This is a genomic window from Mycobacterium novum (genome assembly GCF_010726505.1).
Classification (GTDB): Bacteria; Actinomycetota; Actinomycetes; order Mycobacteriales; family Mycobacteriaceae; genus Mycobacterium; species Mycobacterium algericum.
The window spans coordinates 3418217-3443836 of record NZ_AP022562.1; the positions used below are offsets into that span (position 1 = coordinate 3418217).

Consider the following 25620-nt stretch of genomic DNA (forward strand, 5'->3'; position numbering starts at 1 on the left):
TTCGCTCACCGGTCCACCCCGCCCATCACCGGGTCGATGCTGGCGACCGCGGCAATCACGTCGGCGATGAGCGCACCTTCGCTCATCGCGGCGACCGCCTGCAGGTTGGTGAACGACGGGTCTCGGTAGTGCACCCGGTAGGGCCGGGTGCCGCCGTCGCTGACCATGTGCACCCCCAGCTCGCCGCGCGGCGACTCGACCGAGACGAACACCTGCCCGGGCGGCACCCACAGATCCTCGGTGACCCGCTTGAAGTGGTGGATCAGCCCTTCCATCGAGTGGCCCATGATCCAGCCGATGTGCTCGCGCGAGTTACCCTGCCCGTCCGGGCCTATCGTCAGGTCGCCCGGCCAGGCGATCTTGCGGTCTTCGATCATGACGGGATCGCCGTGCGACTTGACCAACTTTTCTACACACTGCTCGACGATTTTCAGCGACTCCTTGATCTCCGCGATACGGATCAGGTAGCGGCCGTAGGCATCACAGCCGTCATCGGTGATCACATCGAACTCGTAGTCCTGGTAGCCGCAGTAGGGTTCTTCGCGGCGGACGTCGTACGGCAGGCCGGTGGACCTCAGCACGGGGCCGGTGATGCCCAGCGCCATGCATCCGGTCAGATCCAGGTAGCCCACGCCTTTGGTGCGGGCCTTCCAGATGTAGTTATCGGTGAGCAGGTCCTCGATGTCCTTGAGCCGCTTGGGCATCAGCTTGAGGAAGTCGCGGATCTGCCCGATCGCCTCGTCGGGCAGGTCCACCGAGACCCCGCCGGGCCGGATGTACTGGTGGTTCATCCGCAGTCCGGTGATGGTCTCGAAGATGTCGAGCACCAGTTCGCGTTCCCGGAAGCCGAACAGCATCACCGACAGCGCGCCGAGTTCCATGCCGCCGGTCGCCAGCGCAACCAGATGCGAGGAGATCCGGTTGAGCTCCATCATCAGTACTCGGATCTGGCTGACACGCGGTGGGATCTCGTCGGTGACGTCGAGCAGCTTCTCCACGCCGAGGCAGTAGGCGACCTCGTTGAAGAACGGCGACAGATAGTCCATCCGGGTCACGAACGTGACGCCCTGGGTCCAGTAACGGCTCTCCAGGTTCTTCTCGATGCCGGTGTGCAGATAGCCGATGCCGCAACGGGCTTCGGTCACCGTCTCGCCGTCGAGTTCGAGGATCAGGCGCAGCACACCGTGCGTCGACGGATGCTGGGGGCCCATGTTGACGACGATGCGTTCGCCGGGGTCGGCGGCCCTGGCCGCTTCGACCACCTGGTCCCATTCCTGGCCGCCGACGTTCAGGACGGTCCGGGGTGTTTCGGTGCTCATCAGTTGTAAGCCCTCCGCTGGTCCGGCGGCGGTATATGCGCGCCCTTGTACTCGACCGGGATGCCGCCCAGCGGGTAGTCCTTGCGTTGCGGGTGGCCGTGCCAGTCGTCGGGCATCTCGATCCGGGTCAGCGCGGGGTGCCCGTCGAAGATGATCCCGAAGAAGTCATAGGTCTCGCGCTCGTGCCAGTCGGTGGTGGGATAGATCCCATACAGCGACGGGATGTGCGGATCCGCGTCCGGCGCAGCGACTTCCAGCCGGATCCGCCGTCCGTGGGTGATGGACCGCAGCGGGTAGACGGCGTGCAGCTCACGGTCGGTGTCGGCGGGGTAGTGCACGCCGGAGACCCCGAGGCTCAGTTCGAAGCGCAGGTCTGGCTCGTCGCGCAGCAGCTGGGCGACGGCCGGCAGCTGTGCCCGATGGACATACAGCGTCAGCTCGCCGCGGTAGACCACCACTTTCTCGACGGCATCGGCGAATTCGATCCCTTCGCGCTGCAGCACCGCGGTGAGGGTGTCCACGACTTCGTCGAAGTAGCCGCCGTAGGGACGCGGCGTCTCTCCCGGTAGCGCCGCCTCATTCACCAGACGTCCGTACCCGGACGTGTCGCCGGTGCCGGCCGCGCCGAACAGGCCGCGACGGACCTTGATCACATCCTCGGAGTCGGCCGGGCCTTCACCGTCGGCAGTGCCCTGGCTCACCGCAGCAACCCCCTCATCTGCCAGGTGGATGGGGCCGACAGGGCCGCCTCTTCGGTGGCAGTGATCACCTGCTCCCGGTTAGCGCCCAACGGCATATCGCGAATCTTCTCGTGCAGCTTGAGGATTGCGTACATCAGCATCTCCGGCCGCGGCGGGCAGCCGGGCAGGTAGATGTCGACCGGGACGACATGGTCCACCCCCTGCACGATCGCGTAGTTGTTGAACATCCCGCCCGACGATGCGCACACGCCCATCGACAGCACCCATTTCGGCTCGACCATCTGGTCGTAGATCTGCCGCAGCACCGGTGCCATCTTCTGGCTGACGCGGCCGGCCACGATCATCAGATCGGCCTGTCGCGGCGAGGCCCGGAACACCTCCATGCCGAACCGGGAGATGTCGTAGTCGGGCGCCATCGACGACATCATCTCGATCGCGCAACACGCCAGGCCGAAGGTGGCCGGCCACAGCGAGCCTTTGCGGAAATAACCGGCGAGGTCCTCCACGGTGGACAACAGGAGACCGCTCGGTAGTTGCTCTTCTAATCCCATCGATAAGCCCGCCTACTCCAAATCAATCCCAATTGAGGCCGCCGCGCCGCCAGACGTAGGCATACGCGACGAAGACGACGGCGGCGAAGAGCAACATTTCGATCAGGGCGAACACCCCGAGGCCGTCGAAGGCGACCGCCCAGGGATAGAGAAAAACGATCTCGATGTCGAAGACGATGAACAGCATCGCGGTCAGGTAGTACTTCACCGGGAAGCGCTGCCCGGGCGGGGCATGCGGTCCGCTGACCGGCTGGTCGGTGGGTTCGATGCCGCACTCGTAGGCCTCCAGCTTCGACCGGTTGTAGCGCGACGGGCCGGCCAGCGCCCCGGCGACCACGGAGAACACGGCAAAACCGGCGGCGAGCGCGGCGAGCGCGAGGATCGGCAGATACTGGTTCATGCTCAGTGACGTGGTTCCCTTCCGGGCGTCGTTTGTGAGTTCAGGCACAGCCTAGCCCGCGGCAACCGGGAGGTCGCGGAGAATCTGAAATTGTCGGCAACTGTGACCGGCGTCACCATCAGCGACCAACGGCCACAGGGCAATTCGCTTCTGAGGCTGCCCTAACCCGGCGGTTCAGCGAGGCTCGACGCAGGAGAGTCGAAGCTGGGACCGCCGTATGGGCCGGGCGGTTCAGCGAGGCTCGACGCAGGAGAGTCGAAGCTGGGACCGCCGTATGGGCCGGGCGGTTCAGCGAGGCTCGACGCAGGAGAGTCGAAGCTGGGACCGCCGTATGGGCCGGGCGGTTCAGCGAGGCTGGGACTGCCGTCTCAGCCCGGCGTCGGGGTACGCAGCAGCCCCAGCACCGCACGGCTCAGCGCCATCGGGTCCACCGGGTGCGGCAGCGCGCCGTCGGCGTGGGACCATCTCGCCAGCCATACGTCGTCTGCGCGGCCGGTCAGCACCACGATCGGCGGGCAGGGCGTGAGCTCATCCTTGAGCTGTTTGCAGATGCCCATCCCGCCGGCCGGGGTGGCCTCGCCGTCCAGGATGGCGAGGTCGATGCCGCCGGCGTCCATCTGCCGGATCACCACCGGTTCCGTCGCGACTTCGACATAGTTCAGCTCCGGTAGATCCGGGTGCAGGTGCTTGCCCAACGCGGTCATGACCCGCGCGCGGGTAGCGGCATCGTCGCTGTAGACCAGGATCCGCAGCGCTTGGGAGGAAGGCGTGGAGTCAGACACGTTGGGAATGCTACTGCTCGTATGGCGCCGATAGAGCGGGTTTGCGCGACGACCACCGAAGTGACTGTCGCGCAGTGACTCTAACGCTTCAACGATCGTAGCCGGGGTGGTCGATCGAGAGCCGGTGGCGCACCAGGGTATAGAGGCAGGCTTCGACCGCGTCGAATCTGTCGTCGAGGTCACCGGCCCGGATGGCGGCGGCCAGGCCGGCCTCGTCGGTGAAACCCAGTCCGGACAGGGCGTGCGTCGCGGCGCCGGCGGCGGTGTCGCGCAACTCCCGTTCGACGATGCGCAGCGCGTTGGCGGCGACCCTGGCGTGGAAGTTGACCTGGCCGTCGGTGGGCCCGCGGCCGCCGCGGTTCAGAAACGCCGCGTCGAGGAACTCGGCGACCGCGGTGACGAGCTCGGCGGCGGTCGGCCGCCGGCCGGTCGCGCCCGGTGTCAGCGGCCCGGCTTGTTCTTCCGGCGCCGAGGGGCGGGTATCGGCGGGCGCGCGAGCCAGCAGCCGCAGCAGATCCCATTCGGTTTCGGAGACCCGCCGGCCGATGGTCGCCAGCTCCACCGAGCGGGTCTGCCCGCTCAGGTGCCGTTCGGCCTGGTAGCGGCAGATGATTCCCCAGCGCAGCGTGCCCAGCACCAGCCACCAGTCGAACCGCCGGCGGTCGACCACCGTGCCGGAGGCGTGCTGGTAGGCGGTTAAAAACTCCTCGATGCCGCCCAGCCCGCCGGCGGCACGCTCGGGCGGGGCGCCGAAACGCCAGGCGCGTTGGCAGAACCAGGCCAGGTCCTCGCAGCCGTCGCCGAGATGCACCAGCTCCCAGTCCAGCACCGCCGCCAGGTCGGCACCATCGACGATCAGGTTGCCCATCCGGAAGTCGCCGTGCACCAGCTGGGGCTGCGCCGGCGGTGGACGGTGGGCGGCCAGCCACCGAAACGCCCACTCGAAGACGGCGGTGGTGTCGTGCATGGCGTCCAGCTGGGCGCGGCAGGCGGCGAGTTGGTCCTCGTCGCTCAGCGCCATATCGCCCGGATCGGCGCGATGGATGGCGGCCAGCGCCTGCGCGCATTGCCGCAACAGGGCGTCACGCCCGGGGTCATCGAGCTGACGTTCGATGCGTCGGACCACCGTCTCGCCCGCGATCTCATCGCAGATCAGGAACGGATTACCCAGTGCCGCTGGAGAATTATCGGCGATAAGGACGGTCGGTACCGGAGCTCCGGCGGTGCGCGCGGCGCGCTGGGCGTGGGCTTCCAGCTCCATGCTGGCGTGGACCTCATCGGGGGGGCCGGTACGCAGGATCAGCGCGCGGCGGCCCGAGCCGCCGACGGCGTCGAACGCCCAGGTGACCCGGCTGGCCCCGCCGGTCAGCGCGCGCAGGCCCTCGACGGTCACCGGGCCCAGTACCGGGGCCAGCACCGCCGAAAGCCGGTCGGCCAGTTGGTCGGCGGTCATCGGCGACGGTCGAATCCGAACAGTCGCTGCGCGACTCGTCGGATCTGGATCTCCTCGGCGCCTTCGGTGATCCGGTAGCGGCGGTGATGCCGGTAGATGTGCTCGAATGGTTCGTGGCGGGTGTATCCGATCCCGCCGAAGGTCTGGATGGCACGGTCGGCGGCCTCGCACACCAGTCGGTTGGCACGGTAGTTGGCCATCGACACCTTGTCGGAGACCTCCAGGTGGTGGTCGCGGTCGAGGTGCCAGGCCGCGTAGTTCACCAGCAGCCGAACCATCTGCGCCTCGGTCTGCAACTCGGCCAGCGGCCACTGGACAGCCTGGTTGACCGAGAGCGGCTTGCCGAACACCACGCGTTTGGTGGCGTATTCGGCAGCCCGGTCGATGCAGTACTGGGCGGCACCCAGACTGGAGGCCGCCTGGCGGATCCGGTTCTCGTGCAGGAAAGTCTGGGCGACCTCCAGGCCGCGGTCCACCTCGCCGAGCACCGCATCGGCGGGCACCCGCACGTCGGTGAGTTCGACCTCGCCGTGGTCGCTGGGCATGTTGAACGTCCACCAGTAGAACGGGATGCGGAATCCCGGCGTATCGGTGGGAACCAGGAAAGCGGTGATGCCACGCGCCGAGCCGGCCTCGCCCGAGGTGCGTGCGAAGATCAGGTCGTGGGTAGCGCGATGCACCCCGGTGTTGAACCGTTTGGCGCCGTTGATCACCCAACCGCCGTCGGCGGGTTCGGCGCGGGTCTCCAGCCAGGTCGCATCCGAGCCGTGGTCCGGTTCGGTCAGCCCGAACGCCATCGACCGCTCACCGGTGATCAGGGCCTCCGACCAATCGCGGCGCTGCTCATCGGTGCCGAACCGCTCCATCATGATGACCTGCGGAAAGTTGCCGACGATCGAGGACTCATCCTGCAGGTCGTTGTGCAAACCGAGCCCTTTGTGCGCCAAGTGCTCCCGGATCACCGCCATATCGACGTTGCTGCCGCCCCGGCCGCCCAACGACGACGGCAGCCCATAGCGCAGCCAGCCGGCGGCGTCGGCGCGGCGGCGCATCTCGGCCAGTAGGTCCTCCCAGTCCCGGTTCGGGATGCCGCCGTTCTCCACGTCGGTGCGGGCGAACTCCCGGCGGTGGTCGAAGTACTGCATGTTCGCGGCCTGCAGCGGCGCGATCTCGCGCTCGATGAAGTCGTCCATTTCGGCGAGCAGCGCCGGAAGGTGGTCGGGCAATGTGAAATCCATGGCAAGTCCTCCGTGTTCAGCGGCCGTACAGGGTCTTCCTCCAGATCGTCGACAGCGTCGCGATGGCATCGCTGTCGCTGATTCGCCAGCCCGGTCCGGAGGGGCCGACGAAGACGACGGTGAAGTTCTCGAACAGCAGCGCGATCGCCGCCGCGATGTGGTCGGGATCGAGGTCGAGGCCGTGTCCCTGTTGCTGGGCGCGCCGAACCGAGGCGGCGACGATCTCCATGCCGAACCGGCGGAATTCGTTCTGCAGCACCGCGAATCGTTGGCTGGTGGCCGCGAGCTGGGCGACGGCGATCATGATGCCGATGTTCTGCTTGAACATGGACCAGTAGGCGCCGACCACCGACGTGAAGAACTCGGTGTCCTGCGGGGAGTCGGGCAACCGCATCTTCAGCCGGGAAGGCTCGACGACGTCGGACAGGAATGACTCCGCCAGCGCGGCCAGCAGATCCTCTTTGTCCTGGAAGTAACGGTAGAGCACCGCTGTGGACTTGCCGGCCGCCGACGTGATGTCGGCAAGCGTGGTGCCGTGAAAGCCGCGCTCTGCGAACAGCTCCCGGGCGGCCTGCTCGATGGCCTGGCGCGTCTGGCGGCCCTTGGAGCTGAGCTCACGCTGGCTGGACATCGTGGTGGTCAGTTCCGTTTCCGGTCTCCGGCGGCCAGCAGCGCGCTGGGCAGGCCATGGCCGACGACCGAGCTGGCCACGCCTGCGGCGGCGATGGCGGCCTCGAGGTCGATGCCGGTGTCGATCCCGCAGTCGCCCAGCAGGTAGACCAGATCTTCGGTGGCGATGTTGCCGGTGGCGCCGGGCGCGAACGGGCAGCCCCCCAGGCCGCCGGCCGACGCGTCGAGCCGGGTGATGCCCGCCTGAACCGCAGCGTAGGCGCACGCCAGACCGGCGCCACGGGTGTTGTGGAAGTGCGCCCCCAGCGGTGTGGCGCCGACGATCGGCCGCACCGCGGCGAGCAGGTCGGTGACCCGACGCGGGGTGGCGGTGCCTATGGTGTCGGCGATCGCCAGCCGGTCGATGCCGACCGCGACCGCCGATTCGGCGATGTCGGTTACGCGCCGCGCCGGCGTCGGTCCGTCGAACGGGCAGTCCCACGCGGTGGCGATGATGACCTCGATGGACCCGCCGGCGTCATGGGCGATGCCGGCGATGTCGCCGATCGCCGCCGCGGCGTCGGCGGTCGGGCGGCCCACGTTGGCCGAACTGAACGAATCCGAGGCGCACACCACGTACTCGATCGAGGTCAGGCCCGCGGCGACTGCGCGGGCGGCGCCGCCCGGGCTGGCGACCAGTGCGGAGAACTCCAGGTCGGGGTAGCGCCACAGCTCGGCGGCGAGTTCGGCGGCATCAGCCAGTGCGGGGACCTTGGTGGGGGACACGAACGAGGTCACCTCTACCTCGCGCACTCCGGTCGCCGCGACCGCGGTGAGCAGTTCGAGCTTGGCGCGCAATGGGATCGGCTGCTCGATCTGCAGCCCGTCGCGCAGCGCCACCTCGCGAATCTCGACCTTGTCGGGTATCACAACACCCCCTCGGCGCGTAGGGCATCCAGTTCGGCGGCGGTCTTGCCCAACAGTTCGCCGTAGACCTCGTCGTTGTGTTGCCCCGGCCGAGCCGACCCGGCAGTACGGATCCGGCCCGGGGTGTCCGAGAGCACCGGAACGATGCCGGGGCCCAGCACCGTGCGCTCGGCGCCTTCGTCCCAGTGCTCGGCGAGCATGCCGCGGGCCCGCAGTTGCGGGTCGTTGACCACCTCGGCGACGGTGTTGATCGGCCCGGAGATCACCCCGGCGTCGCTCAGCGTCGCGATGATGTCGTCGGGCTTACGCTGTGCGGCCCATTCGCCGATGATCGCGTCCAGCTCGTCCTGATTGCGGCCGCGGGCCACGTGGTCGGCGAACCGCGGGTCGGTCGCCAGTTCGGACCGGCCCATCGCCTGACACAGCCGGGCGAACACACTGTCCTGGTTGGCGGCGATCACCACCCAGCTGCCGTCGGCCGACTGATAGATGTTCGACGGCGCTATGCCTTCCAGGCGGGTGCCGGACGGCCCGCGCACCACGCCGCCGACGTCGTAGTCGGGGATGGTGGATTCCTGGATGGCCAAGCAGGATTCGGTCAGGGCCACATCGACCACCTGGCCTTCGCCGGTGACCGTGCGCCGGTAGAGGGCGGCGAGTGCGCCTTGGGCGGCGAACATGCCGGCCAGGCTGTCGCCCAGTGAGAGCGCCAGCCGCGGCGGGGGACCACCCGGGAAGCCGTTCATGTGCCGCAGCCCGCTGGCTGCCTCGGCGACCGAGGCGTACCCGGCCTTGTGGGCGTCCGGCCCGGTCTGTCCGTAGCCGGAGACCCGCACCAGGATGATGCCGTTGTTGCGCTGACGCAGCACGTCGAATCCCAGCCCCCAGCGTTCCAGCGTGCCGGGCCGGAAGTTCTCCACGACGATGTCGGCGTTGTCGATCAGCTCCAGGAACAGCTCGCGCCCGCGGTCGGTGCGCAGGTCCAGCGTGACGGCCTTCTTGTTGCGGGCGTGCACGGTCCAGAAGAAGTGGCGCCCGTCGAGTTCGGCCTGCCCCCAGGTGCGCAGCGGGTCGGGCTTGCCGGGCAGCTCGACCTTGATGACCTCGGCGCCCATGTCGCCGAGCAGGCGCCCGGCGAACGGCCCGGAGATCAGCGTGCCGAGCTCGATGACCCGGATGCCGTCAAGTGCGCCTGCGGGTGTGGTCATGCCGACGAGCCTACGAAGTCATGCCGGCTCAGCCAATCGGTGACGATGTCCACCGCCCGGCGCAGCGCGTCGCGCTGGTCCGGGCCGGCGTAGTAGTGGTTGGCACCGGCGATTTCGTGGATCTCCTTGTCCGGGTGCCCGATGGCCTCGAACAGCCGGCGGGTGTGGCTGGGGGTGCAGGCGTCATCGGCGGAGTTCCCGATTACCAGCGCGGGCACCGCGATGTCACGGCCGCAGTCCAGGCCGTCACCGTTGGCGTCGTCGTAGCTCCACTGCGACAGCCAGCTGCGCAGCGTACAGAACCGCGCCAGACCGACCGGGCTCATGTTCACCACCTGCGGATCGCCCAGATAGCAGCTGCCCGGGGTGCGGTCGTTGGGGTCGACCGCCGGATCCAGCCAGCGCGGGTCGGCCATGGTGCCGTGCACCACGAACGCGAACTCGTCGTCGGGGCGGCCGCTGCTTTGAAGTTCGGCCAGCTTCGCCTTGACCCAGGCGGTGATCCGGCGGTTCCGCTCGATCTGGGCCTGGCGGTAGCGGTCCAGGAACTCCTCGGTGTACGGCGGCTGGTTGGGATTGTCCGGGTTGTAAAGATCCAGCTCCGGATCACGATTGGTGGGGTCGGATTCGTCGAGGATGGAGGCGTCGAGCCATTCGGTCATGGTGCCGTGCCGGCTGATGTGGGCGGCCAGCAGCATGATCCCGTCGGCGGGGGTCAAGCCGAGCTTGGTCAGGTCGGGGCCGTCGCCGGACGGGCTGGCGGTCACCGTCGGATGCTGTGCCTGCTGCTGGTAGAACAGCGACAGTGAGCCGCCGCCGCTCCAGCCGGCCAGCACCACCTTGGAATAGCCGAGCCGGTTCTTCGCGTCTTTGAGGCATTCGCCGAGATCCTCGACGACTTTCTCCATCAGCAGCGCCGAGTCGGTGCCGCGGAATCGGCTGTTGCAGTAAATGACGTGGTGGCCGGCGCGCGCCAGTGCGTTGACCATCGGCAGGTAGGCGCCACCGCCGATGGGGTGCATGAACACCAGCACGGTGTCGCTCGGGCTTTCTTTGGGGCGCAGCAGGTAACTCTCCAGCACCACCAGTTCGGCTACGCCGCCGTAAACGTCGCGGACGCCGGAATTATTCTGGTAGGCAATGAGATACGGGATGCGTTCGTAGTCGTGCTTGGCGGTCATGCGTGTTGTCCTAGGTCGGCGGCGAGAACTTGCGGTGACGGGGTCAGGCGGCGTCGGGTGTCGATGGCAATGACCTGCCAGTCGACACGCTGGTAGTCGTCGAATTTGCGCCGAGCGCGTTCGCGGGCCTTCTCCGGAGCGCCGTGGTGCACGCCCTGCGGTGCATGGCTGATCAGGCCCGGCGGCATCGGAATCCCGTAGAGCGACCCGCCGTGGAAGAAGGCGATCTCGTCGTAGTCGACGTTGCGGTGATACCAGGGGGTGCGTTCGGTGCCCGGTACACCCTCGGCGGGCTTGGGCAGGAAGTTCATCACGTACACCCCGGTGGCCTGCATGAACAGGTGCACCGTCGGGGGCAGGTGGAGGCTGTCGGAGGTGACGACGTTGTAATCGGCGATGTTGAAGGTGAACGCGAAATTGTCGCCGCGCCAGCCTTCCACATCGATCGGATTGTGTTGGTAGTACAGCGTTGTCGGGCCACCCTCATGGATCAGCCGGACTTCGTACTCGTCGCGTCCATCTCGGAAGGGGTCGGGGTCGATGGGGGCCGGCTCGGGGATGATCGCCTGCGACGGGTCGAACGGGAAGTGCCGGCCCAGCGGACCCGGCGGCGGCACCCGGAACTCGTCGGTGGCCTGAATCATCAGCAGCGTGGTCTCGGCGGCGGGCACCTGCCGCCAGGTGGTCGCCTTGGGCAGATAGACCCAGTCGCCGTCGCGGTAGTCCAGCGGTCCGAACTCGGTCTCCAGCCGTCCGGAGCCGGCGTGCACGAAGCACAGCAGGTCGCCGTCGACGTAGCGGACATGAAACGGCATCTCGGCGGGGCGCCGCGACAGCGAGATGGCGCAGTCGTCATTGTGGAACAACCGAAGCGGATGCCCCGCCGGGTCGGTGGCGTCGGCCGGTTCGAGCTGGGGGGCCAGCACGTCGACGGGCCGCAGCGGGCCCTCGGCGCGATAGGCGGTCGGATCATGGCGCCGGTACATGTTGGCGGTGCGGCCGGTGAAGCCGCCGCGGCCCAGTTCGTCGTCCTTCAGCCCGTCCAGATCAGCGTGGACCCGCTTGGGCGTGACGCCTTTGCGCAGGTGAACAAAGGATTCCATCGGCAGCCCCCGCATCGGTCACACAAAAGTAAAAGTGACATTACTTTTTATTCAGTGACCGAGCAAGGGCGGATCCACCTCCGTGAGGGTGCGTGTTCGTACGGCCCGACACGGTGTGTCGCTGTACAAACCCGCACCCTCGCGGGAGAAGGTGATCGGTGGGCTACTTCAGCTCAGACGATGACAGGCCCAGCAGGCGGCGGGCCACCACCAGCAGCTGGATCTGCTGGGTGCCCTCGAAGATGTCGAGGATCTTCGAGTCGCGGCTCCACTTCTCCAGCAGGGTCTGCTCGGAGTAGCCCACCGTGCCGGCCAGCTCGACGACCTTCAGCGTGATCTCGGTGGCCATCCGGCCGGCCTTTGCCTTGGCCATCGACGCCTCTTTGGAGTTCGGGATCGAGTTGTCGGCCTGCCAGGCTGCCCGCAGCGTCAGCAGGTTCGCCGATTCCCAGTCGGCCTCCATGCGCAAGAACTCCGCAGCGGCGGCGTGCTGGACGTGGGCGGGCTTGTCGTAGTCGATCTCCACCCCGGCCTTGATCAGGATGTTGCGCAGTTCCTCCAGCGCGGCACGGGCCACCCCGACGGCCATCGCCGCCACCACCGGTCGGGTGTTGTCGAAGGTCTCCATGACCCCCGAGAAGCTCTTCTCGGTGTTGATCTCCGGGCTGCCGAGCAGGTTTCTGACCGGAATTCGGGCATTGTCGAACCGGATCACCGCGGTGTCGGAACCCTTGATGCCGAGCTTGTGCTCGAGGCGCTCGACGATGACGCCGGGGTGCTCACGCGGCACGATGAACGACTTGATCGCCGCGCGGCCCTGGCTTTTGTCCAGCGTCGCCCAGACCACGATGTGGCTGGCCCGGGATCCGGCGGTCACGAAGATCTTCTCGCCGTTGAGCACGTACTCGTCACCATCCAGCTTGGCCGTGGTCGTCACCGCCGCCGAGTCCGAGCCGAAGCTGGGTTCGGTGATCGCCATCGCCGCCCACACCTTGCCGAGCCGCTTGAGCTGCTCGTCGGTGGCCACTCCGGAGATCGCCGCATTGCCCAGGCCCTGGTAGGGGATGGACAGCATCAACGCGACATCGCCCCAGCTCATCTCCAGCACCTGCAGCAGCGCCGCCATGTTGGCGCCGTTGCGGTTGCCGGCCGCCTCATCGCCGCTGCGGAAAGCCTCGGTGGCACTGGCCATCCCGGAGTTGTCCACCGAGGAGACGCCGTCGAACAGCGTCTCCAGGGTGTCCAGCTCCACCGGGTAGGCGTGCTCGGCCAAGTCGTATTTGCGCGAGATCGGGCGCAGCATTTCTGCGGCGCCGGCGTGCGTCATCTCGACGATCGCCTGCAACTTCTTGGGGAGTTCCAAATTGATTGCCATGACCAGTCTTTCGGATCGGTAGTCGACGAATGGGTGGGCTAGATGACCAGGACGCCTTCGGCGACACCGAGTGCGCGCAGGTCGCGGTACCACCGTTCGACCGGGTGCTCCTTGGTGTAACCGTGGCCGCCGAGCAGCTGCACGCCGTCGGAGCCGATCTGCATGCCCTTGTCGGCGGCGATCCGCTTGGCCAGCGCGGCCTCCCGGATGAACGGCAGCCCCTGTTCGGCACGGGCAGCGCCGCGCCAGGTGATCAGCCGCAGCCCGTCGAGTTCGATGGCGATGTTGGCGCACATGAACGCCACCGACTGACGGCGGGCGATCGGCTCGCCGAACGCCTCGCGCTCCTTGATGTAGGGCATCACGTAGTCGAGCACCGCGTGGCTGGTGCCGACCGCCAGCGCCGCCCAGCCCAACCGCGACAGCGCGATCGCCTCTGAATAGTCCTGGTCGCTGGCCTCGTCCTCGCCCAGCCGGGCGCTCAGCGGCACCGACACGTTCTTCAGCTCGATCTGGCCCAGCGCGGCGGCCCGCACACCCATGCTCGGGTCGGGCTTGACGCTCAGGCCGTTGGCGGACGACTCCACCAGGAACAGCGCCGGCTTGCCGTTGAGCTGGGCGCCGATGATGAACAGTTCGGCGTTGGCGGCCGCCGGCACCAGCGACTTGACGCCGTCGAGCCGGTAGCCGCTGGGGGTGCGCACCGCCGTCGTCTTCAGCGCGGTGGGGTCGAACAGCGGCTGTGGCTCGGCGATCGCCACGCAGGCCTGCGGCACGTTCTCACCGGCGAACTCCGGCAGGTAGGTGGCCTGCTGGCTCGCGCTGCCCCAATGGGTCAATGCCGCGGCCACGCCGCCCGGCGCCAGGATCGGCAGCGCCAAACCCATGTCGCCGTAGGCCAGCGCCTCGGCGACCAGCACATTGGTGACCGCAGAACGGTGCGCGGCGATGCCGTCGAAGTCCTCCGGGATGTTGATCGCGGTGATGCCCAACTCGGCGGCCTTGCCGATCAGCTCACGCGGGTAGTCGACGGCCTCGTCGGCGTCGTGGGCGGCCGGGCGCAGGATCTCCGCGGCGAACTCGCCGACCGTGTCGACGATCATCTGCTGCTCGTCGTCGGGAGTCAGATCGAAGTAGTCGGCGCCGCTGGCCTTGAGCCGCACCGGCGATTTGCCCAGGTTCTGCACCGCCTTGAACTGGCGGGTGGCCGCGCCGGCCGTCGAGAACACCGCCTTGACGCCGTAGTTCAGGCTGCGGTTGAGCGGGTCGCGCAGGTTGTGCCGGTCCAGGAAAGACTGGCTGACCAGCGGGGTGACCAGGGCCAGGGCGGCGGCGATCGGGGTGCGCTTCGGCTTGTCCAGTCCGATGGCACTCGATCGTCCGGACCGCTTGCTCTTCGAGCCGGGCGCGGCGGATGCAGTGTCAGTCATGTCAGAGCCTCACTGAAAAGGGAAGAATCGATAACACCACCTTACTCCGAAGTAAGATGACTCGACAGTAAGGTGTGACGAAGTCCTCAGTGGCCCCGGCGGGGCGCGGGCTATCCGGGGGTCAAGGCGGCCAGCACCTGCGCGTGCAGGGCAGGGTTGGCCGCCACGGCGCAGTTGCCGTGCGGTCCCGGGTTGCCCGACAGATCGGTGAACACCCCACCCGCCTCGCGCACCAGGATGTCGACGGCGGCCAGATCCCACACCGACACCGCGGGCTCGACGGCGACGTCCACAGCCCCCTCGGCGACCAGGCAGTACGCCCAGAAATCGCCGTAGGAGCGCGCCCGCCACACCGACTCGGTAAGACCCAGGAACTGCTCCCGCAGGCCGCGCGCCGCCCACAGGTTCAGCCCGGCGAACGTCAGGCTCGCCGAGTCCACATCGGTTACCGAGGACACCGATAGCCGTCGCTGCGGGCCGCCGGCCACCGACCCGAATGCGCCCTGGCCGCTCGTCGCCCACCACCGCCGTTGCAGCGCCGGAGCGCTGACGACGCCCAGGACCGGCACGCCGTCGGTGAGCAACGCGATCAGGGTGGCCCATATCGGCACCCCGCGCACGAAGTTCTTGGTGCCGTCGATCGGGTCGATGATCCATTGACGTCCCGCGAACGAAGCGCTGCCGCCGAACTCCTCGCCGAGGATCTCGTCGTCGGGGCGCTCGGCGGCGAGCACCTCGCGCAGCGCCGTCTCGGCCGCCTGATCGGCATCGGTCACCGGGGTGAGGTCCGGCTTGGTGTCGACGCGAAGGTCGAGCGCACCGAACCGCGCCAGGGTGATCGCATCCGCCCGGTCTGCCAGGGTCAGTGCCAGAGTCAGGTCGTCGTGGAGACGGGAGTCGAGATTGTCGTTGATCTGCGCCATGGCGAAAGTCCTACCATGAGCTGATGTGGGAGATCTGGGCGCTGCTGTTGCTGCTGGCGATCTTGGCGGTTTTCGTGGCGCCGCGGTTCTTCCGGCCGGGCCCCGGCAGCGAAGCGCAACAGGGGACCTTGCTGATCACCGGCGTCAGCCCCCGGCCTGACGCCGTCGGGATGCAGTACGTCACGATCACCGGCGTCATCACCGGACCCACGGTGGCCGAGCACGAGGTCTACCAGCGCCGCGCCGTCGACGTCGACAACTGGCCGACGGTGGGCGAGCTGCTGCCGGTGGTGTACTCGCCACGCAATCCCGACAACTGGAATCTGACCGAACCGGCCAGCTGATTCCGGCGAGGCGCCGCGGTCGGCTCAGCGGTGGCCGACCCGCAGCATCTCGGCGACGTCGACCAGCTTGATGCGGGGCCGGCCGTGCGGCTCACCGGTGGACCGCTCGTGGGCGTCGATCAGTTGCCAGTGCTCGTCGGTGACCAGCGCGGGCTGGCGCGACAGCAACCACTGCTGAAGCTGCACGTCGTAGTCGGCATCGACCTCGGGAAGCTCGGCGGCCGCGACCCGGGCGGCCAGGTCCGCGGCGAGGGTGTCGACGGTGGCCTGCGAGTCGCTCTTGTTCGAACCGATCACCCCCGACGGCCCGCGTTTGATCCACCCCACCACGTACTGATTGCGGGTGCCCTCGATACGGCCGTCGGTGTGCGGAATGGTGCAGCTGCGCTCGTCGAACGGCAGGCCCGCCGTGGGCACCCCGCGGTAGCCGACCGCCCGCACCACCAGGTCCACCGGCAGCACCTCGCGCTCCCCGGTGTCGCGGGCACTGACTCTGCCCGTCTCGTCGGTGACGAGCTCATTGCGGCCCAATACGATCTCCTGGACCCGGCCCTCGCCGCGAATCTCGATCGGCGACGTGCAGAACCGGAATACGATGCGGCGATTACCCGCATGCTGCTCGCGGCCGACGTAGCCACTGAGCACCTTGAAATTCGCCCTGGGATGCTTGGCTGCCGCTTCGACGTCGGCATCGGTGATCCCGGCCAGCTCTTCGGGAGCGATCACCACATCGACGTTCGTCAGACTCTTCATCTCGCCCAGTTCACGTAGTTCCGGACTGGTGAAGGTGGCCTGCAGTACGCCGCGCCGGCCGATGATCACCACCTCCTCGACACCGCGCGGGTCGAGCAACTCCAGCGCATGATCGGCGATGTCGGTGCCGCGCAGTTCTGCCGGATCACTGACCAGGATCCGGGCCACGTCCAGCGCCACATTGCCGTTGCCGATGACCACCGCGCGCTTACCGGTCAGGTCCGGCGTCACGTCCTTGAAGTGCGGGTGGCAGTTGTACCAGCCGACGAAGTCGACGGCCGCGACGCTGCCGGGCAGGTCTTCGCCCGGAATGCCCAGGTGCCGATCGGACTGGGCGCCCACGGCGTAGATCACCGCGTCGTAGCGTTCGGCGAGTTCCGCGGGCTGTACGTGCTCGCCGACGGTGATGTTGCCGAAGAACCGGAAGCGCGGATCGGCCGCCGTCTTCTCGAACTGCGCGCTGATCGATTTGATCTTCGGATGATCCGGCGCGACACCGGAGCGCACCAGACCCCATGGCGTGGGCAGCATGTCGATGCGGACGTCGACCTCACCGCCCGACGCCAGTTTGAGCAGGGATGCCGCGGCGAAATACCCGGATGGCCCAGAGCCGACGATCGCGACGTGGTAGGGCCGCATCCTCGAACCTTCTTTCCTGTCGGGAAAACATGCACGCAGGCGCGTATCCCCGATGCTAGAGGTCGACTCGCAACGGGCGCCGGTAACCTCGATAAACGTGGAACCCGACCGCCAGCCCGACATCGCCGCCCTGGAAGCCACCTTGACCACGGTGGAGCGGGTGCTAGACGTCGATGGCCTGCGCAGCCGCATCGACAAACTCGAACACGAGGCGTCCGACCCCAATCTCTGGGACGACCAGACCCGCGCCCAGCGGGTGACCAGTGAGCTGTCGCATGCTCAGGGCGAGTTGCGGCGGGTGGAGGGGCTGCGCAGCCGTCTCGATGATCTGCCGGTGCTCTACGAGCTGGCGGCCGAGGAGGAGGGCCAGGCCGCCGCGGACGCGCAGGCCGAGGCCGACGCCGAGCTGGTGTCGCTGCGGGCGGACATCGAGGCGATGGAGGTCCGCACACTGCTGTCCGGCGAGTACGACGAACGCGAGGCGTTGGTCACCATCCGCTCCGGAGCGGGCGGGGTGGATGCTGCCGACTGGGCCGAGATGCTGATGCGGATGTACATCCGGTGGGCCGAGCAGCACAACTACGGCGTCGAGGTGTTCGACACCTCCTACGCCGAAGAGGCCGGGATCAAGAGTGCGACCTTCGCCGTGCACGCCCCGTTCGCCTACGGCACGCTGTCGGTGGAGCAGGGTACCCACCGGCTGGTGCGGATCAGCCCGTTCGACAATCAGAGCCGCCGGCAGACGTCGTTCGCCGAGGTCGAGGTGCTGCCGGTGGTGGAGACCACCGACCACATCGACATTCCCGAAGGTGATGTCCGCGTCGACGTGTATCGCTCCAGCGGGCCGGGCGGGCAGTCGGTCAACACCACCGACTCCGCGGTCCGCCTGACCCACGTGCCCACCGGCATCGTCGTCACCTGCCAGAACGAGAAGTCGCAGCTGCAGAACAAGGTGGCTGCGATGCGGGTGCTGCAGGCAAAGCTGTTGGAACGCAAGCGTTCCGAGGAGCGCGCCGAGATGGATGCGCTCAAGGGCGACGGCGGCAGTTCGTGGGGCAACCAGATGCGGTCCTACGTGCTGCACCCCTACCAGATGGTCAAGGACCTGCGCACCGAATATGAGGTCGGCAACCCGGCCGCGGTGCTCGACGGCGACATCGATGGGTTCCTGGAGGCCGGAATCCGGTGGCGCAACTCCCCGGATGGCGACTGAACCGATGGTTTTGGCCTTCTCCCCGGGACAGCGCTGGCACGACGCGTGGAGCGGTGAGATCGGCCAGTGGGTCATCGACAAGGGGTTGCGGATCGTCCTGCTGCTGATCGGGGCGGTGCTGGCCTCGCGGTTCATCACCTGGGCGGCGCGCCGGGTCACCCGACGGCTGGAACTGGGCTTCCAGACCAGTGACGCGCTGGTGCGCTCGGAGGCATCCAAGCATCGCCAGGCGGTGGCCTCGGTGATCTCCTGGGTGTCGGTGGTGATGCTGTGCGTGGTGGTGGCCGTACAGATCACCGGGATACTCGACATCCCAATCGGATCGCTGGTGGGGCCGGCCGCGGTGATCGGCGGCGCGATCGGTTTCGGCGCCCAGAAACTGGTGCAGGACCTGCTCAGCGGATTTTTCATCATCACCGAGCGGCAGTACGGGTTCGGTGACCTGGTGCAGCTGAGCATGATCGGGGCGTCGGTGGAGGCGCTGGGCACCGTCGAGGACGTGACGCTGCGAGTGACCAAACTGCGCACCGCCGACGGCGAGGTGTTCACGGTGCCCAACGGCAATATCGTCCGGTCGCTGAACCTGTCCAAGGACTGGGCGCGCGCCGTCGTCGACATTCCGGTGCCCACCAGCGCCGACCTGAACCGGGTCAACGAGGTGCTGCACCAAGTCTGCGAGAACGCCATGGAGGCCGACGCGCCGCTGCGAGACCTGCTGTTGGACACGCCGTCGATCATGGGGGTGGAGAGCATCGAACTCGGTGTCGTCAATCTGCGGATGGTGGCTCGCACGCTGCCCGGCAAACAGTTCGAGGTGGGACGCCGGCTGCGCATCCAGGTGGTGCGGGCGCTCGCCTCGGCCGGTGTCGTCACGGCCGGTGAGGTGCAGCCGGTGGAGACGCCGTGACGGCCCGCCAGTCCGAACCGCAGGCCGCCCAGCCCGACGGCCGGCGATGGCGCTGGCCGGCGCAGCTGTTCAACGGCCGGGTCCGCACCTCCACCGTGCTGTTGATCATCGCGTTCGTGGCGGTGTGGTGGGTATACGACACCTACCGCCCGCAGCCGACGCCGCCGGCCGCCCCCCAGGTGGTGCCGCCCGGCTTCATCCCCGACCCGGCCTACACCTGGGTGCCGCGCACCAGGGTGCAGCAACCGACGACGACCGTCAGCGAGACCCCGGCGCCGACCACCGAGACGCCCAATCCGACCGAACCGCCCGGCGAACCGCCCACCCCGACGCCGGAACCCGGGTTCCCGTTCTGCCCGCCGCTGTGTCCGCCGCCGGCGCCGACCCCGCCGGAGCCACCCGGTCAGAGTCCGCCACCGGGATCACCGCCGGCTCCGGTGACGCCTGGCGTGCCCACGCCCTCGGCTTCGCCCGGGCCGGCGACCTCGCAGCCGGCGGCGCCCTAGCACGTGGCCTGACCGGGGACACCGCACCGCACGGCTACACTGCGTGCCGTGATGATCACGCTCGACCATGTCACCAAGCAGTACAAATCGTCGGCCCGTCCGGCACTGGACAATGTCAGCGTCAAGATCGACAAGGGTGAGTTCGTCTTCCTGATCGGACCGTCCGGTTCGGGCAAGTCGACGTTCATGCGGCTGCTGCTGGCCGAGGAGACCCCCACCAAGGGCGACATTCAGGTGTCGAAGTTCCACGTCAACAAACTGCCCGGGCGTCACATCCCGAGCCTGCGGCAGGTGCTCGGCTGTGTGTTCCAGGATTTCCGGCTGCTGCAACAGAAGACGGTGTTCGAGAATGTCGCGTTCGCGCTCGAGGTGATCGGCAAGAAGCCGGAGATGATCAACCGGGTGGTTCCCGAGGTGCTGGAGATGGTCGGGCTGTCCGGCAAGGCCAACCGACTGCCCGGCGAGCTGTCCGGCGGTGAGCAGCAGCGGGTGGCGATCGCCCGGGCGTTCGTCAACCGGCCGCTGGTGCTGCTGGCCGACGAGCCGACCGGCAACCTCGACCCGGAGACCAGTGAGGACATCATGGATCTGCTGGAGCGCATCAACCGAACCGGGACGACGGTGCTGATGGCGACCCACGACCACCACATCGTCGACTCGATGCGCCAGCGCGTCGTCGAGCTGTCACTGGGCCGGCTGGTCCGCGACGAACAGCGCGGTGTCTACGGGATGGATCGCTGACGTGCGCTTTGGGTTTCTCTTCAACGAGGTCCTGACCGGGCTGCGCCGCAACGTCACCATGACGGTCGCGATGATCCTGACCACGGCGATCTCGATCGGGCTGTTCGGCGGCGGCCTGCTGGTGGTGCGGTTGGCCGACCAGTCCCGCAACATCTACCTGGACCGGGTCGAATCGCAGGTGTTCTTGAACGCCGACGTCGCTGCCGACGACCCGAACTGCGAAGCGCAGGCCTGCAAGGCGCTGCGGGAGCGGATCGAGAACCGCGACGACGTGAAGTCGGTGCGCTATCTGAACTCCGACGACGCCTACGCCGACGCGATCCGCAAGTTCCCGGAGTTCAAGGATGTGGCGAGCAAGGACTCCTTCCCGGCGTCGTTCATCGTCAAGCTGGAAAACCCCGAGCAGAGCACGGATTTCGACGCCGCGATGACCGATCAGCCGGGTGTGCTCAGCGTGCTCAACCAGAAGAAGCTGATCGACCGGTTGTTCGCCGTTCTGGACGGGCTGTCCAGCGTGGCGTTCGCCATCGCCCTGGTGCAGGCGGTGGGGGCGGTGCTGCTGATCGCGAACATGGTTCAGGTCGCCGCCTACACCCGGCGTACCGAGGTGTCGATCATGCGTCTGGTGGGGGCCAGTCGCTGGTACACGCAGTTGCCGTTCCTGCTGGAGGCGGTGCTGGCTGCCACCGTGGGTGTGATCATCGCGGTAGTCGGATTGATCGTGGTCCGGGCGCTATTTCTCGACAACGCGCTCAGCCAGTTCTATCAAGCGCATCTGATCGCCCGTATCGACTACGCCGACATCCTCTACATCTCACCGATCCTGCTGTTGCTGGGAGCGGCGATGGCCGGGGCGACCGCGTACGTGACGCTGCGCCTGTACGTCCGGCGGTAGCCCGTGGCCAAGAAGCCGGGGGGCAAGGACGCCAAGAAGCAGGCCGCTAAACAGATCGTTGCCTCAAACCGCAAAGCGCGGCACAACTATTCGATTCTCGACGTGTACGAGGCCGGGGTGGTGTTGCTGGGAACCGAGGTGAAGAGTCTGCGGGCCGGCCAGGCTTCGCTGGTCGACGCGTTCGCCACCGTCGACGACGGTGAGGTGTGGCTGCGCAACATGCACATCCCGGAGTATCGGCACGGCAGCTGGACCAACCACGACCCGCGCCGCACCCGCAAACTGCTGTTGCACCGACGCCAGATCGACATGCTGATCGGCAAGATCCGTGACGGAAACCTCACGCTGGTGCCGCTGTCGGTGTACTTCTCCGAAGGCAAGGTGAAAGTCGAACTGGCGCTGGCGCGCGGTAAGCAGGCCCACGACAAGCGGCAGGACCTGGCCCGCCGCGACGCCCAGCGCGAGGTGACCCGGGCGCTGGGACGCCGCGCCAAGGGCATGACCTGATCGGCTCGGCGCTGGCGCTGGTAGCGGCGGCCGGCTTCGGGATGGGCGACTTCGTCGGCGGCCTCGCGTCGCGGCGGGTCTCACCGCTACGGGTGCTGCTGGTCTCCACCCCGCTGGCGTTGGTGGGACTGACGGCGACCGCGGTTGTGACCGGCGGACCGATCCATCCGGGCGCTGTCGGCTGGGGTGCGGCCTGCGGTCTGGCGCTGGGGGTGGCCAGTTGGTGGTTCTACGCGGCACTGAGATCCGGCCCCATCTCGGTGGTTTCGCCGCTGTCCGCTGTCGTGACAGCCGGGGTGCCGGTCACGGCCGGCCTGATCCGGGGTGAGCGACCCGGACTGGTCGCGAGCGTCGGCATCGTGCTGGCGCTGGTGGCGGTGGTCCTGGTGAGCCGGGAAGTCACCGACGAGGACGTAAGACCGCACCGGTTCACCCCGAAGGTGGCGTGGCTGACCATCGGCGCCGGAGTGGGATTCGGGCTGAACTTCGTGTTCATCGAGAAGGCGCCGGTGGAGTCCGTGTTGTGGCCGCTGATGTTTGCCCGGTTGGCAGCTACGGTGGTGGTCATCATCATCGCGGCCGCCGCCGGGGACCTGCGGCTACCGTCCGGAACGCCGATGAAGCTGTCGCTGACCGCCGGGATGATGGATGTCGGTGCGAACGTCGCCATGTTGCTGGCACTGCGGAATTCGTCGCTGTCGCTGGGTGGCATGCTGATTTCGCTGTTCCCGGTGGTCACCGTGCTGCTGGCCATCGCGGTGCTGCGCGAGCGGGTGCATCCTTGGCAGGTGGTCGGCATGGTGGCGGCTGTCGTCTCGGTGGCGATGATCACCGCCGGGTAGCGGGTCCCGGGACCTGGGAAGAAACTGTCGCGGCCTGTCGTTGTAGACCGGTACCATGGGTTATCTCGTCCAACCGGCGAGGTACCGCAGAGATCAAGGACAGGGGGCTGAAAGGTTTCGACTTCGCGCGTCGAATCAAGGGAAGCGTGCCGGTGCAGGCAGGAGACCACCGTAAGCGTCGCTGTAACCAAGTAAGCGCCAAGGTTGCACTTACTCCGGCTAAGGTCGCTCTCCAGAGCGACTTCGCCCTCGCTGCCTAAGCGACGGCGGGCCTGTCAGACCGGGACCTCCCTCGGCCCGGACCCTGGCATCGACTAGAGGGATCCACCGATACGTCCGGTCGCGGGATTTATCGGGACACCAACAGCGACTGGGATCGTCATCTCGGCTAGTTCGCGTGACCGGGAGATCCGAGTAGAGGCATAGCGAACTGCGCACGGAGAAGCCTTGAGGGAATGCCGTAGGACCCGGGTTCGATTCCCGGCAGCTCCACTTTTGAGGTAGCCGGCCAGAGTGACAAGCTCTGGCCGGCTTTCCTTCTCCGGGCCGAGCAGCGCTCAGTCCTGAACCTTCTCCTCGACACGATCCCAGGTCTCGGGCAGCAGCGGCAGCACCGGGCCGTCGCCGAACCCGTCGTCGCGCAACCGGACCAGTCCGATCGACCGGGCAGCGGCGCGCTCGGCGGTTCCGGTGAAGCCCAGGGGACCGGCGCCGGTTTCGGAGCTGCCGGTGGCCGGATCGACGGGCGGCGCTGCGAAGTCGGGGTCCATCACCATGGTGGCGTCGGCGTACTCCTTCATCGCCGCGCGCCGGCGCCTCCGCGACCGCAACGGCGCCCGCGCCGACGGCGCCTTGGCCGCGCTGACGGCCGAAAGGCCGGCGGCCGGTGCGGTGGCCTGGTCCCGGTCGATCAGGGTGGGGCCGAAATCCTCGGAGTAGTTGCCGCCTACCAGATAGCCGAGCAGCTCGGCGCCGCTCACCGGCATCGCCGGTGCGGTGGTGGCCGGGGCCGGCGCACCGGCCGACGTCCCCGCGGATCCGGCGATGCCGGGACCGATACCGACCGCGACCGCCACCGGGTGGTCGGTCGGGCGGGTTGCGACGATGTGCTGCGGGACGGGGGCGGGGGCGGGCTCCGGTGCGGGCTCCTCGACCACCGGTTCGGGCTCCACCTGCATGGCCGCGATGAAGTCGTTGATCGCCATGATCATCAGCGGCAGCACGATCGGTATCCGAACCGGGATCGTCACGATGAACAGAAACGTCGACCAGAAGACGATGTTCCAAAAGATGAACCAGAACCAGCGGTTGGCCTCTTCGACCGGATCCGTCGGCTCCTCGCCACCGCCGGGGTCGGTGGTACCGGTGTCGGAGGTCAGTATCGGCGGTGCCGGGTCGGTAGCCGGCATTGCTGCCAGCGCAGCGCCCGACACCGCGTCATAGGTCGCCATCACGGTGGCGGCCTGGACCCACATACGCACATAGTCGGCCTCGTTGACTGCGATCGGGATGGTGTTGATGCCGAAGAAATTCGTTGCGGTCAGGACGCCGTGGATGGTGTGGTTGAGGGCCAACTCCGCCAGCGTGGGCATGGTGGCCAGGGCGGTGCTGTAGGCGGCCGCGGCGACCTCGTGCTGGGCGGCGGCGCGGGCGCTGTCGGCGCTGGCCCGGGCCAGCCAGTTCAGGTACGGCGCGTGCGCCGCGACGTAGCTGTCGGCGCTCAGACCCTGCCAAGCCGCCGACCGGGCGGCGCCGAGCACGGTGACGAGCTCCGTTGCCACGGCAGAGTATTCGGCACTCAGCGCCGACCAGGCGCCCGCAGCGGTCAACAGCACGCCCGGGCCGGGCCCGTTGGCCAGCAGCGCGGAATGCACCTCCGGTGGCGCTGCGATCCAGATCGAGGGCATTGGCGGCTAACGTCGCGGCGCGACCAGCGAACCCATCCGGTCGCTGTCCGCGGGACGGCACCGCAGTCCGCGAACCGGGACTTGACACATGTTCTCAAGGTAGCATTGCCTAATCTAACTTTGGAACCCTGCGCCGAGCTTGGTGACCGACCGCACAGCTGCCCGAAAGTCTCCTCCGACGCAGGCCAGAGGCGCGTGGTTAAGAGCCGCTGACTGGCGATAACCTGGGGTATGGCCGCGAAAACCACCATCCGCGTGGCCCGCGTCTACGACGAACCCCGGGCCGAAGACGGGCAGCGGATACTCGTCGACCGAGTCTGGCCACGCGGATTCCGCAAGAATGACCCCCGCGTCGGGCGCTGGTTCAAAGACGCTGCGCCCTCTCGGGAACTGCGCAGCTGGTACGACCACCGGCCGGAGCGCTTCGATGAATTCGTCGCCCGCTACAAAGACGAACTGGCTTCCCCGCAGGGCGCGGCCGCACTCGAAGAATTGCGCGAGCTGACCCGCGGCGCGAAGACCGTCACGCTGGTGACCGCGACCCGCGATGTGGACGGCAGTCAAGCGGCGGTACTGGCCGAGCTGCTCGCGTCGCGGTGACGCCGGGCCCGAACCGGGGAGCTAGCCCCGGCCTGCGGTGGTGATCAGCATCCCGATCGGGATACTTACGATCAGCGCTGCGATGAACAGCCGGTAGGCGAGCAACACCCAGCCGCGTCGTGCGGGGCGTCGCACACCGTAGAGCAGCCACGCCAGCACGGCCAACAGCAGCGCGGAGCCGAGGTCGAACACCACGATGTGGTCGGTGACGACACCGAGCACGATCGCGGCTCCGGAGACGTTGAACGCCACCGCCGTGGCCACCGCCGCGGTCGGTGTCAGCGGTTCGGCCGCCAACACGGCCCGACCCGCCCCCAGCACCAATTGGCCGACGCCGAGCACCAGCACCAGGTAGGCGACCGCCCAGACGCCATGGCGGGTCGGGGAGGGCGCTGCGATCGCGGCGGCCAGCACGCCGCCGCCCACCACCGCAGCGGCGCCGGCCACGGCGAACGGTGTGAACGCGGCCCGCTGTTCCCACAGCTGCAGCAGCCCCGGCTGTTGCGAGGGGTGGTTCGGGCTCGTGGTACGGGCCGTGCCGGCGACGTCGTTCATCGCCAGTCCCC

27 protein-coding genes and 1 other RNA gene are annotated in these 25620 nt (G+C 67.9%); 10 read left to right on the plus strand and 18 right to left on the minus strand.

Features of this window, described 5'->3' with window-relative positions; all coding sequences use genetic code 11:
- Positions 1 to 5 precede the first annotated feature (5 nt).
- From nuoD to hisN, 15 genes are all read right to left on the minus strand, one after another.
- On the minus strand, positions 6 to 1319 hold the full coding sequence (gene nuoD, locus G6N19_RS15940; RefSeq protein ID WP_013829791.1) for an NADH dehydrogenase (quinone) subunit D: 1314 nt from the start codon (positions 1317 to 1319) through the stop codon (positions 6 to 8).
- Positions 1319 to 2020: an NADH-quinone oxidoreductase subunit C gene (locus G6N19_RS15945; RefSeq protein ID WP_083035788.1), complete on the minus strand. Its 702-nt coding sequence runs from the start codon at positions 2018 to 2020 to the stop codon at positions 1319 to 1321. The genes nuoD and G6N19_RS15945 overlap by 1 nt, the downstream gene beginning before the upstream one ends.
- Positions 2017 to 2571, minus strand: coding sequence for a NuoB/complex I 20 kDa subunit family protein (locus tag G6N19_RS15950; protein WP_013829789.1), 555 nt, complete (start codon positions 2569 to 2571; stop codon positions 2017 to 2019). The genes G6N19_RS15945 and G6N19_RS15950 overlap by 4 nt, the downstream gene beginning before the upstream one ends.
- 22 nt (positions 2572 to 2593) lie before the next feature.
- The gene (locus G6N19_RS15955; protein ID WP_013829788.1) at positions 2594 to 2971 is read right to left on the minus strand and encodes an NADH-quinone oxidoreductase subunit A; all 378 of its coding nucleotides are present in this window, start codon (positions 2969 to 2971) and stop codon (positions 2594 to 2596) included.
- 368 nt (positions 2972 to 3339) lie between these two features.
- Complete coding sequence (locus G6N19_RS15960) at positions 3340 to 3753, minus strand: Rv3143 family two-component system response regulator (RefSeq protein ID WP_083035786.1); 414 nt, start codon at positions 3751 to 3753, stop codon at positions 3340 to 3342.
- A gap of 88 nt (positions 3754 to 3841) precedes the next feature.
- A complete protein-coding gene (locus tag G6N19_RS15965) occupies positions 3842 to 5206 on the minus strand; it encodes a phosphotransferase family protein (RefSeq protein ID WP_193465290.1) in 1365 nt (454 codons plus the stop codon).
- Positions 5203 to 6444 carry an acyl-CoA dehydrogenase family protein gene (locus G6N19_RS15970; protein ID WP_193465291.1) on the minus strand — a complete coding sequence of 414 codons (1242 nt, stop codon included), beginning with the start codon at positions 6442 to 6444 and terminating at the stop codon, positions 5203 to 5205. Before G6N19_RS15970 ends, G6N19_RS15965 begins: the two co-directional genes overlap by 4 nt.
- A gap of 16 nt (positions 6445 to 6460) precedes the next feature.
- On the minus strand, positions 6461 to 7075 hold the full coding sequence (locus G6N19_RS15975; protein WP_013829784.1) for a TetR/AcrR family transcriptional regulator: 615 nt from the start codon (positions 7073 to 7075) through the stop codon (positions 6461 to 6463).
- A gap of 8 nt (positions 7076 to 7083) precedes the next feature.
- A complete protein-coding gene (locus tag G6N19_RS15980) occupies positions 7084 to 7983 on the minus strand; it encodes a hydroxymethylglutaryl-CoA lyase (protein WP_193465292.1) in 900 nt (299 codons plus the stop codon).
- Positions 7980 to 9188 (minus strand): CaiB/BaiF CoA transferase family protein, encoded by a 1209-nt coding sequence (locus tag G6N19_RS15985; protein WP_013829782.1) that lies wholly within the window; start codon positions 9186 to 9188, stop codon positions 7980 to 7982. The genes G6N19_RS15980 and G6N19_RS15985 overlap by 4 nt, the downstream gene beginning before the upstream one ends.
- Positions 9185 to 10369: an alpha/beta hydrolase gene (locus G6N19_RS15990; RefSeq protein WP_013829781.1), complete on the minus strand. Its 1185-nt coding sequence runs from the start codon at positions 10367 to 10369 to the stop codon at positions 9185 to 9187. The genes G6N19_RS15985 and G6N19_RS15990 overlap by 4 nt, the downstream gene beginning before the upstream one ends.
- A complete protein-coding gene (locus G6N19_RS15995; RefSeq protein WP_041318393.1) occupies positions 10366 to 11472 on the minus strand; it encodes a homogentisate 1,2-dioxygenase in 1107 nt (368 codons plus the stop codon). Before G6N19_RS15995 ends, G6N19_RS15990 begins: the two co-directional genes overlap by 4 nt.
- Positions 11473 to 11635: 163 nt before the next feature.
- Entirely contained in the window at positions 11636 to 12847 is a 1212-nt protein-coding gene (locus G6N19_RS16000) for an acyl-CoA dehydrogenase family protein (RefSeq protein ID WP_193465293.1), read from the minus strand.
- 38 nt (positions 12848 to 12885) lie between these two features.
- Positions 12886 to 14277, minus strand: a complete 1392-nt coding sequence (locus G6N19_RS16005; protein ID WP_013829778.1) for an acyl-CoA dehydrogenase family protein — start codon at positions 14275 to 14277, stop codon at positions 12886 to 12888.
- A gap of 110 nt (positions 14278 to 14387) precedes the next feature.
- Positions 14388 to 15200 carry a histidinol-phosphatase gene (hisN, locus tag G6N19_RS16010; protein WP_193465294.1) on the minus strand — a complete coding sequence of 271 codons (813 nt, stop codon included), beginning with the start codon at positions 15198 to 15200 and terminating at the stop codon, positions 14388 to 14390.
- Positions 15201 to 15223: 23 nt separating this feature from the next.
- Here hisN and G6N19_RS16015 point away from each other — a divergent pair, with 23 nt between their 5' ends.
- A complete protein-coding gene (locus G6N19_RS16015; RefSeq protein WP_013829776.1) occupies positions 15224 to 15544 on the plus strand; it encodes a hypothetical protein in 321 nt (106 codons plus the stop codon).
- A gap of 24 nt (positions 15545 to 15568) precedes the next feature.
- Here the strand turns inward: G6N19_RS16015 and G6N19_RS16020 are convergent, their stop codons facing one another.
- The gene (locus G6N19_RS16020) at positions 15569 to 16936 is read right to left on the minus strand and encodes an FAD-dependent oxidoreductase (RefSeq protein WP_193465295.1); all 1368 of its coding nucleotides are present in this window, start codon (positions 16934 to 16936) and stop codon (positions 15569 to 15571) included.
- 97 nt (positions 16937 to 17033) lie between these two features.
- On the opposite strand from G6N19_RS16020, the gene prfB reads away from it, so the two are divergent.
- The 8 genes from prfB to ssrA all read left to right on the plus strand — a co-directional run bounded on the left by prfB (position 17034) and on the right by ssrA (position 23042).
- A complete protein-coding gene (prfB, locus tag G6N19_RS16025; protein ID WP_013829774.1) occupies positions 17034 to 18149 on the plus strand; it encodes a peptide chain release factor 2 in 1116 nt (371 codons plus the stop codon).
- Positions 18139 to 19056: a mechanosensitive ion channel family protein gene (locus G6N19_RS16030; protein ID WP_049792906.1), complete on the plus strand. Its 918-nt coding sequence runs from the start codon at positions 18139 to 18141 to the stop codon at positions 19054 to 19056. Before prfB ends, G6N19_RS16030 begins: the two co-directional genes overlap by 11 nt.
- On the plus strand, positions 19053 to 19562 hold the full coding sequence (locus G6N19_RS16035) for a hypothetical protein (protein WP_013829772.1): 510 nt from the start codon (positions 19053 to 19055) through the stop codon (positions 19560 to 19562). The genes G6N19_RS16030 and G6N19_RS16035 overlap by 4 nt, the downstream gene beginning before the upstream one ends.
- A gap of 51 nt (positions 19563 to 19613) precedes the next feature.
- The gene (gene ftsE, locus G6N19_RS16040; RefSeq protein WP_041318390.1) at positions 19614 to 20303 is read left to right on the plus strand and encodes a cell division ATP-binding protein FtsE; all 690 of its coding nucleotides are present in this window, start codon (positions 19614 to 19616) and stop codon (positions 20301 to 20303) included.
- Position 20304: 1 nt separating this feature from the next.
- Positions 20305 to 21198, plus strand: coding sequence for a permease-like cell division protein FtsX (gene ftsX, locus G6N19_RS16045; RefSeq protein WP_013829770.1), 894 nt, complete (start codon positions 20305 to 20307; stop codon positions 21196 to 21198).
- Between the two features lie 3 nt (positions 21199 to 21201).
- On the plus strand, positions 21202 to 21705 hold the full coding sequence (gene smpB / locus G6N19_RS16050) for an SsrA-binding protein SmpB (protein WP_083035754.1): 504 nt from the start codon (positions 21202 to 21204) through the stop codon (positions 21703 to 21705).
- A 41-nt stretch (positions 21706 to 21746) separates the two neighbouring features.
- On the plus strand, positions 21747 to 22547 hold the full coding sequence (locus G6N19_RS16055) for a DMT family transporter (protein WP_013829768.1): 801 nt from the start codon (positions 21747 to 21749) through the stop codon (positions 22545 to 22547).
- Between the two features lie 103 nt (positions 22548 to 22650).
- Positions 22651 to 23042, plus strand: a transfer-messenger RNA (tmRNA) gene (ssrA, locus tag G6N19_RS16060).
- Between the two features lie 62 nt (positions 23043 to 23104).
- Here the strand turns inward: ssrA and G6N19_RS16065 are convergent.
- The gene (locus G6N19_RS16065) at positions 23105 to 24454 is read right to left on the minus strand and encodes a PPE family protein (protein ID WP_193465296.1); all 1350 of its coding nucleotides are present in this window, start codon (positions 24452 to 24454) and stop codon (positions 23105 to 23107) included.
- Between the two features lie 231 nt (positions 24455 to 24685).
- On the opposite strand from G6N19_RS16065, the gene G6N19_RS16070 reads away from it, so the two are divergent.
- A complete protein-coding gene (locus G6N19_RS16070; RefSeq protein ID WP_013829744.1) occupies positions 24686 to 25054 on the plus strand; it encodes a DUF488 domain-containing protein in 369 nt (122 codons plus the stop codon).
- 21 nt (positions 25055 to 25075) lie between these two features.
- Here the strand turns inward: G6N19_RS16070 and G6N19_RS16075 are convergent, their stop codons facing one another.
- Complete coding sequence (locus tag G6N19_RS16075) at positions 25076 to 25609, minus strand: hypothetical protein (RefSeq protein WP_193465297.1); 534 nt, start codon at positions 25607 to 25609, stop codon at positions 25076 to 25078.
- Between the last annotated feature and the right edge of the window lie 11 nt (positions 25610 to 25620).

Excerpts from the sequence above, each read along its gene's own strand:
- G6N19_RS16075 (WP_193465297.1), bottom strand. The coding sequence starts at position 25,609 with ATGAACGACGTCGCCGGCACGGCCCGTACCACGAGCCCGAACCACCCC.
- G6N19_RS16005 (WP_013829778.1), bottom strand. The coding sequence starts at position 14,277 with ATGACTGACACTGCATCCGCCGCGCCCGGCTCGAAGAGCAAGCGGTCC.
- G6N19_RS16000 (WP_193465293.1), bottom strand. The coding sequence starts at position 12,847 with ATGGCAATCAATTTGGAACTCCCCAAGAAGTTGCAGGCGATCGTCGAG.
- G6N19_RS16020 (WP_193465295.1), bottom strand. The coding sequence starts at position 16,936 with ATGCGGCCCTACCACGTCGCGATCGTCGGCTCTGGGCCATCCGGGTAT.
- G6N19_RS15995 (WP_041318393.1), bottom strand. The coding sequence starts at position 11,472 with ATGGAATCCTTTGTTCACCTGCGCAAAGGCGTCACGCCCAAGCGGGTC.
- nuoD (WP_013829791.1), bottom strand. The coding sequence starts at position 1,319 with ATGAGCACCGAAACACCCCGGACCGTCCTGAACGTCGGCGGCCAGGAA.
- G6N19_RS16015 (WP_013829776.1), top strand. The coding sequence starts at position 15,224 with ATGTGGGAGATCTGGGCGCTGCTGTTGCTGCTGGCGATCTTGGCGGTT.
- hisN (WP_193465294.1), bottom strand. The coding sequence starts at position 15,200 with ATGGCGCAGATCAACGACAATCTCGACTCCCGTCTCCACGACGACCTG.
- G6N19_RS15965 (WP_193465290.1), bottom strand. The coding sequence starts at position 5,206 with ATGACCGCCGACCAACTGGCCGACCGGCTTTCGGCGGTGCTGGCCCCG.
- G6N19_RS15950 (WP_013829789.1), bottom strand. The coding sequence starts at position 2,571 with ATGGGATTAGAAGAGCAACTACCGAGCGGTCTCCTGTTGTCCACCGTG.
- G6N19_RS15955 (WP_013829788.1), bottom strand. The coding sequence starts at position 2,971 with ATGAACCAGTATCTGCCGATCCTCGCGCTCGCCGCGCTCGCCGCCGGT.
- G6N19_RS16065 (WP_193465296.1), bottom strand. The coding sequence starts at position 24,454 with ATGCCCTCGATCTGGATCGCAGCGCCACCGGAGGTGCATTCCGCGCTG.
- G6N19_RS15990 (WP_013829781.1), bottom strand. The coding sequence starts at position 10,369 with ATGACCGCCAAGCACGACTACGAACGCATCCCGTATCTCATTGCCTAC.
- G6N19_RS16030 (WP_049792906.1), top strand. The coding sequence starts at position 18,139 with ATGGCGACTGAACCGATGGTTTTGGCCTTCTCCCCGGGACAGCGCTGG.
- ftsE (WP_041318390.1), top strand. The coding sequence starts at position 19,614 with ATGATCACGCTCGACCATGTCACCAAGCAGTACAAATCGTCGGCCCGT.
- G6N19_RS15970 (WP_193465291.1), bottom strand. The coding sequence starts at position 6,444 with ATGGATTTCACATTGCCCGACCACCTTCCGGCGCTGCTCGCCGAAATG.
- G6N19_RS15985 (WP_013829782.1), bottom strand. The coding sequence starts at position 9,188 with ATGACCACACCCGCAGGCGCACTTGACGGCATCCGGGTCATCGAGCTC.
- G6N19_RS16070 (WP_013829744.1), top strand. The coding sequence starts at position 24,686 with ATGGCCGCGAAAACCACCATCCGCGTGGCCCGCGTCTACGACGAACCC.
- G6N19_RS16055 (WP_013829768.1), top strand. The coding sequence starts at position 21,747 with ATGGGCGACTTCGTCGGCGGCCTCGCGTCGCGGCGGGTCTCACCGCTA.
- G6N19_RS15975 (WP_013829784.1), bottom strand. The coding sequence starts at position 7,075 with ATGTCCAGCCAGCGTGAGCTCAGCTCCAAGGGCCGCCAGACGCGCCAG.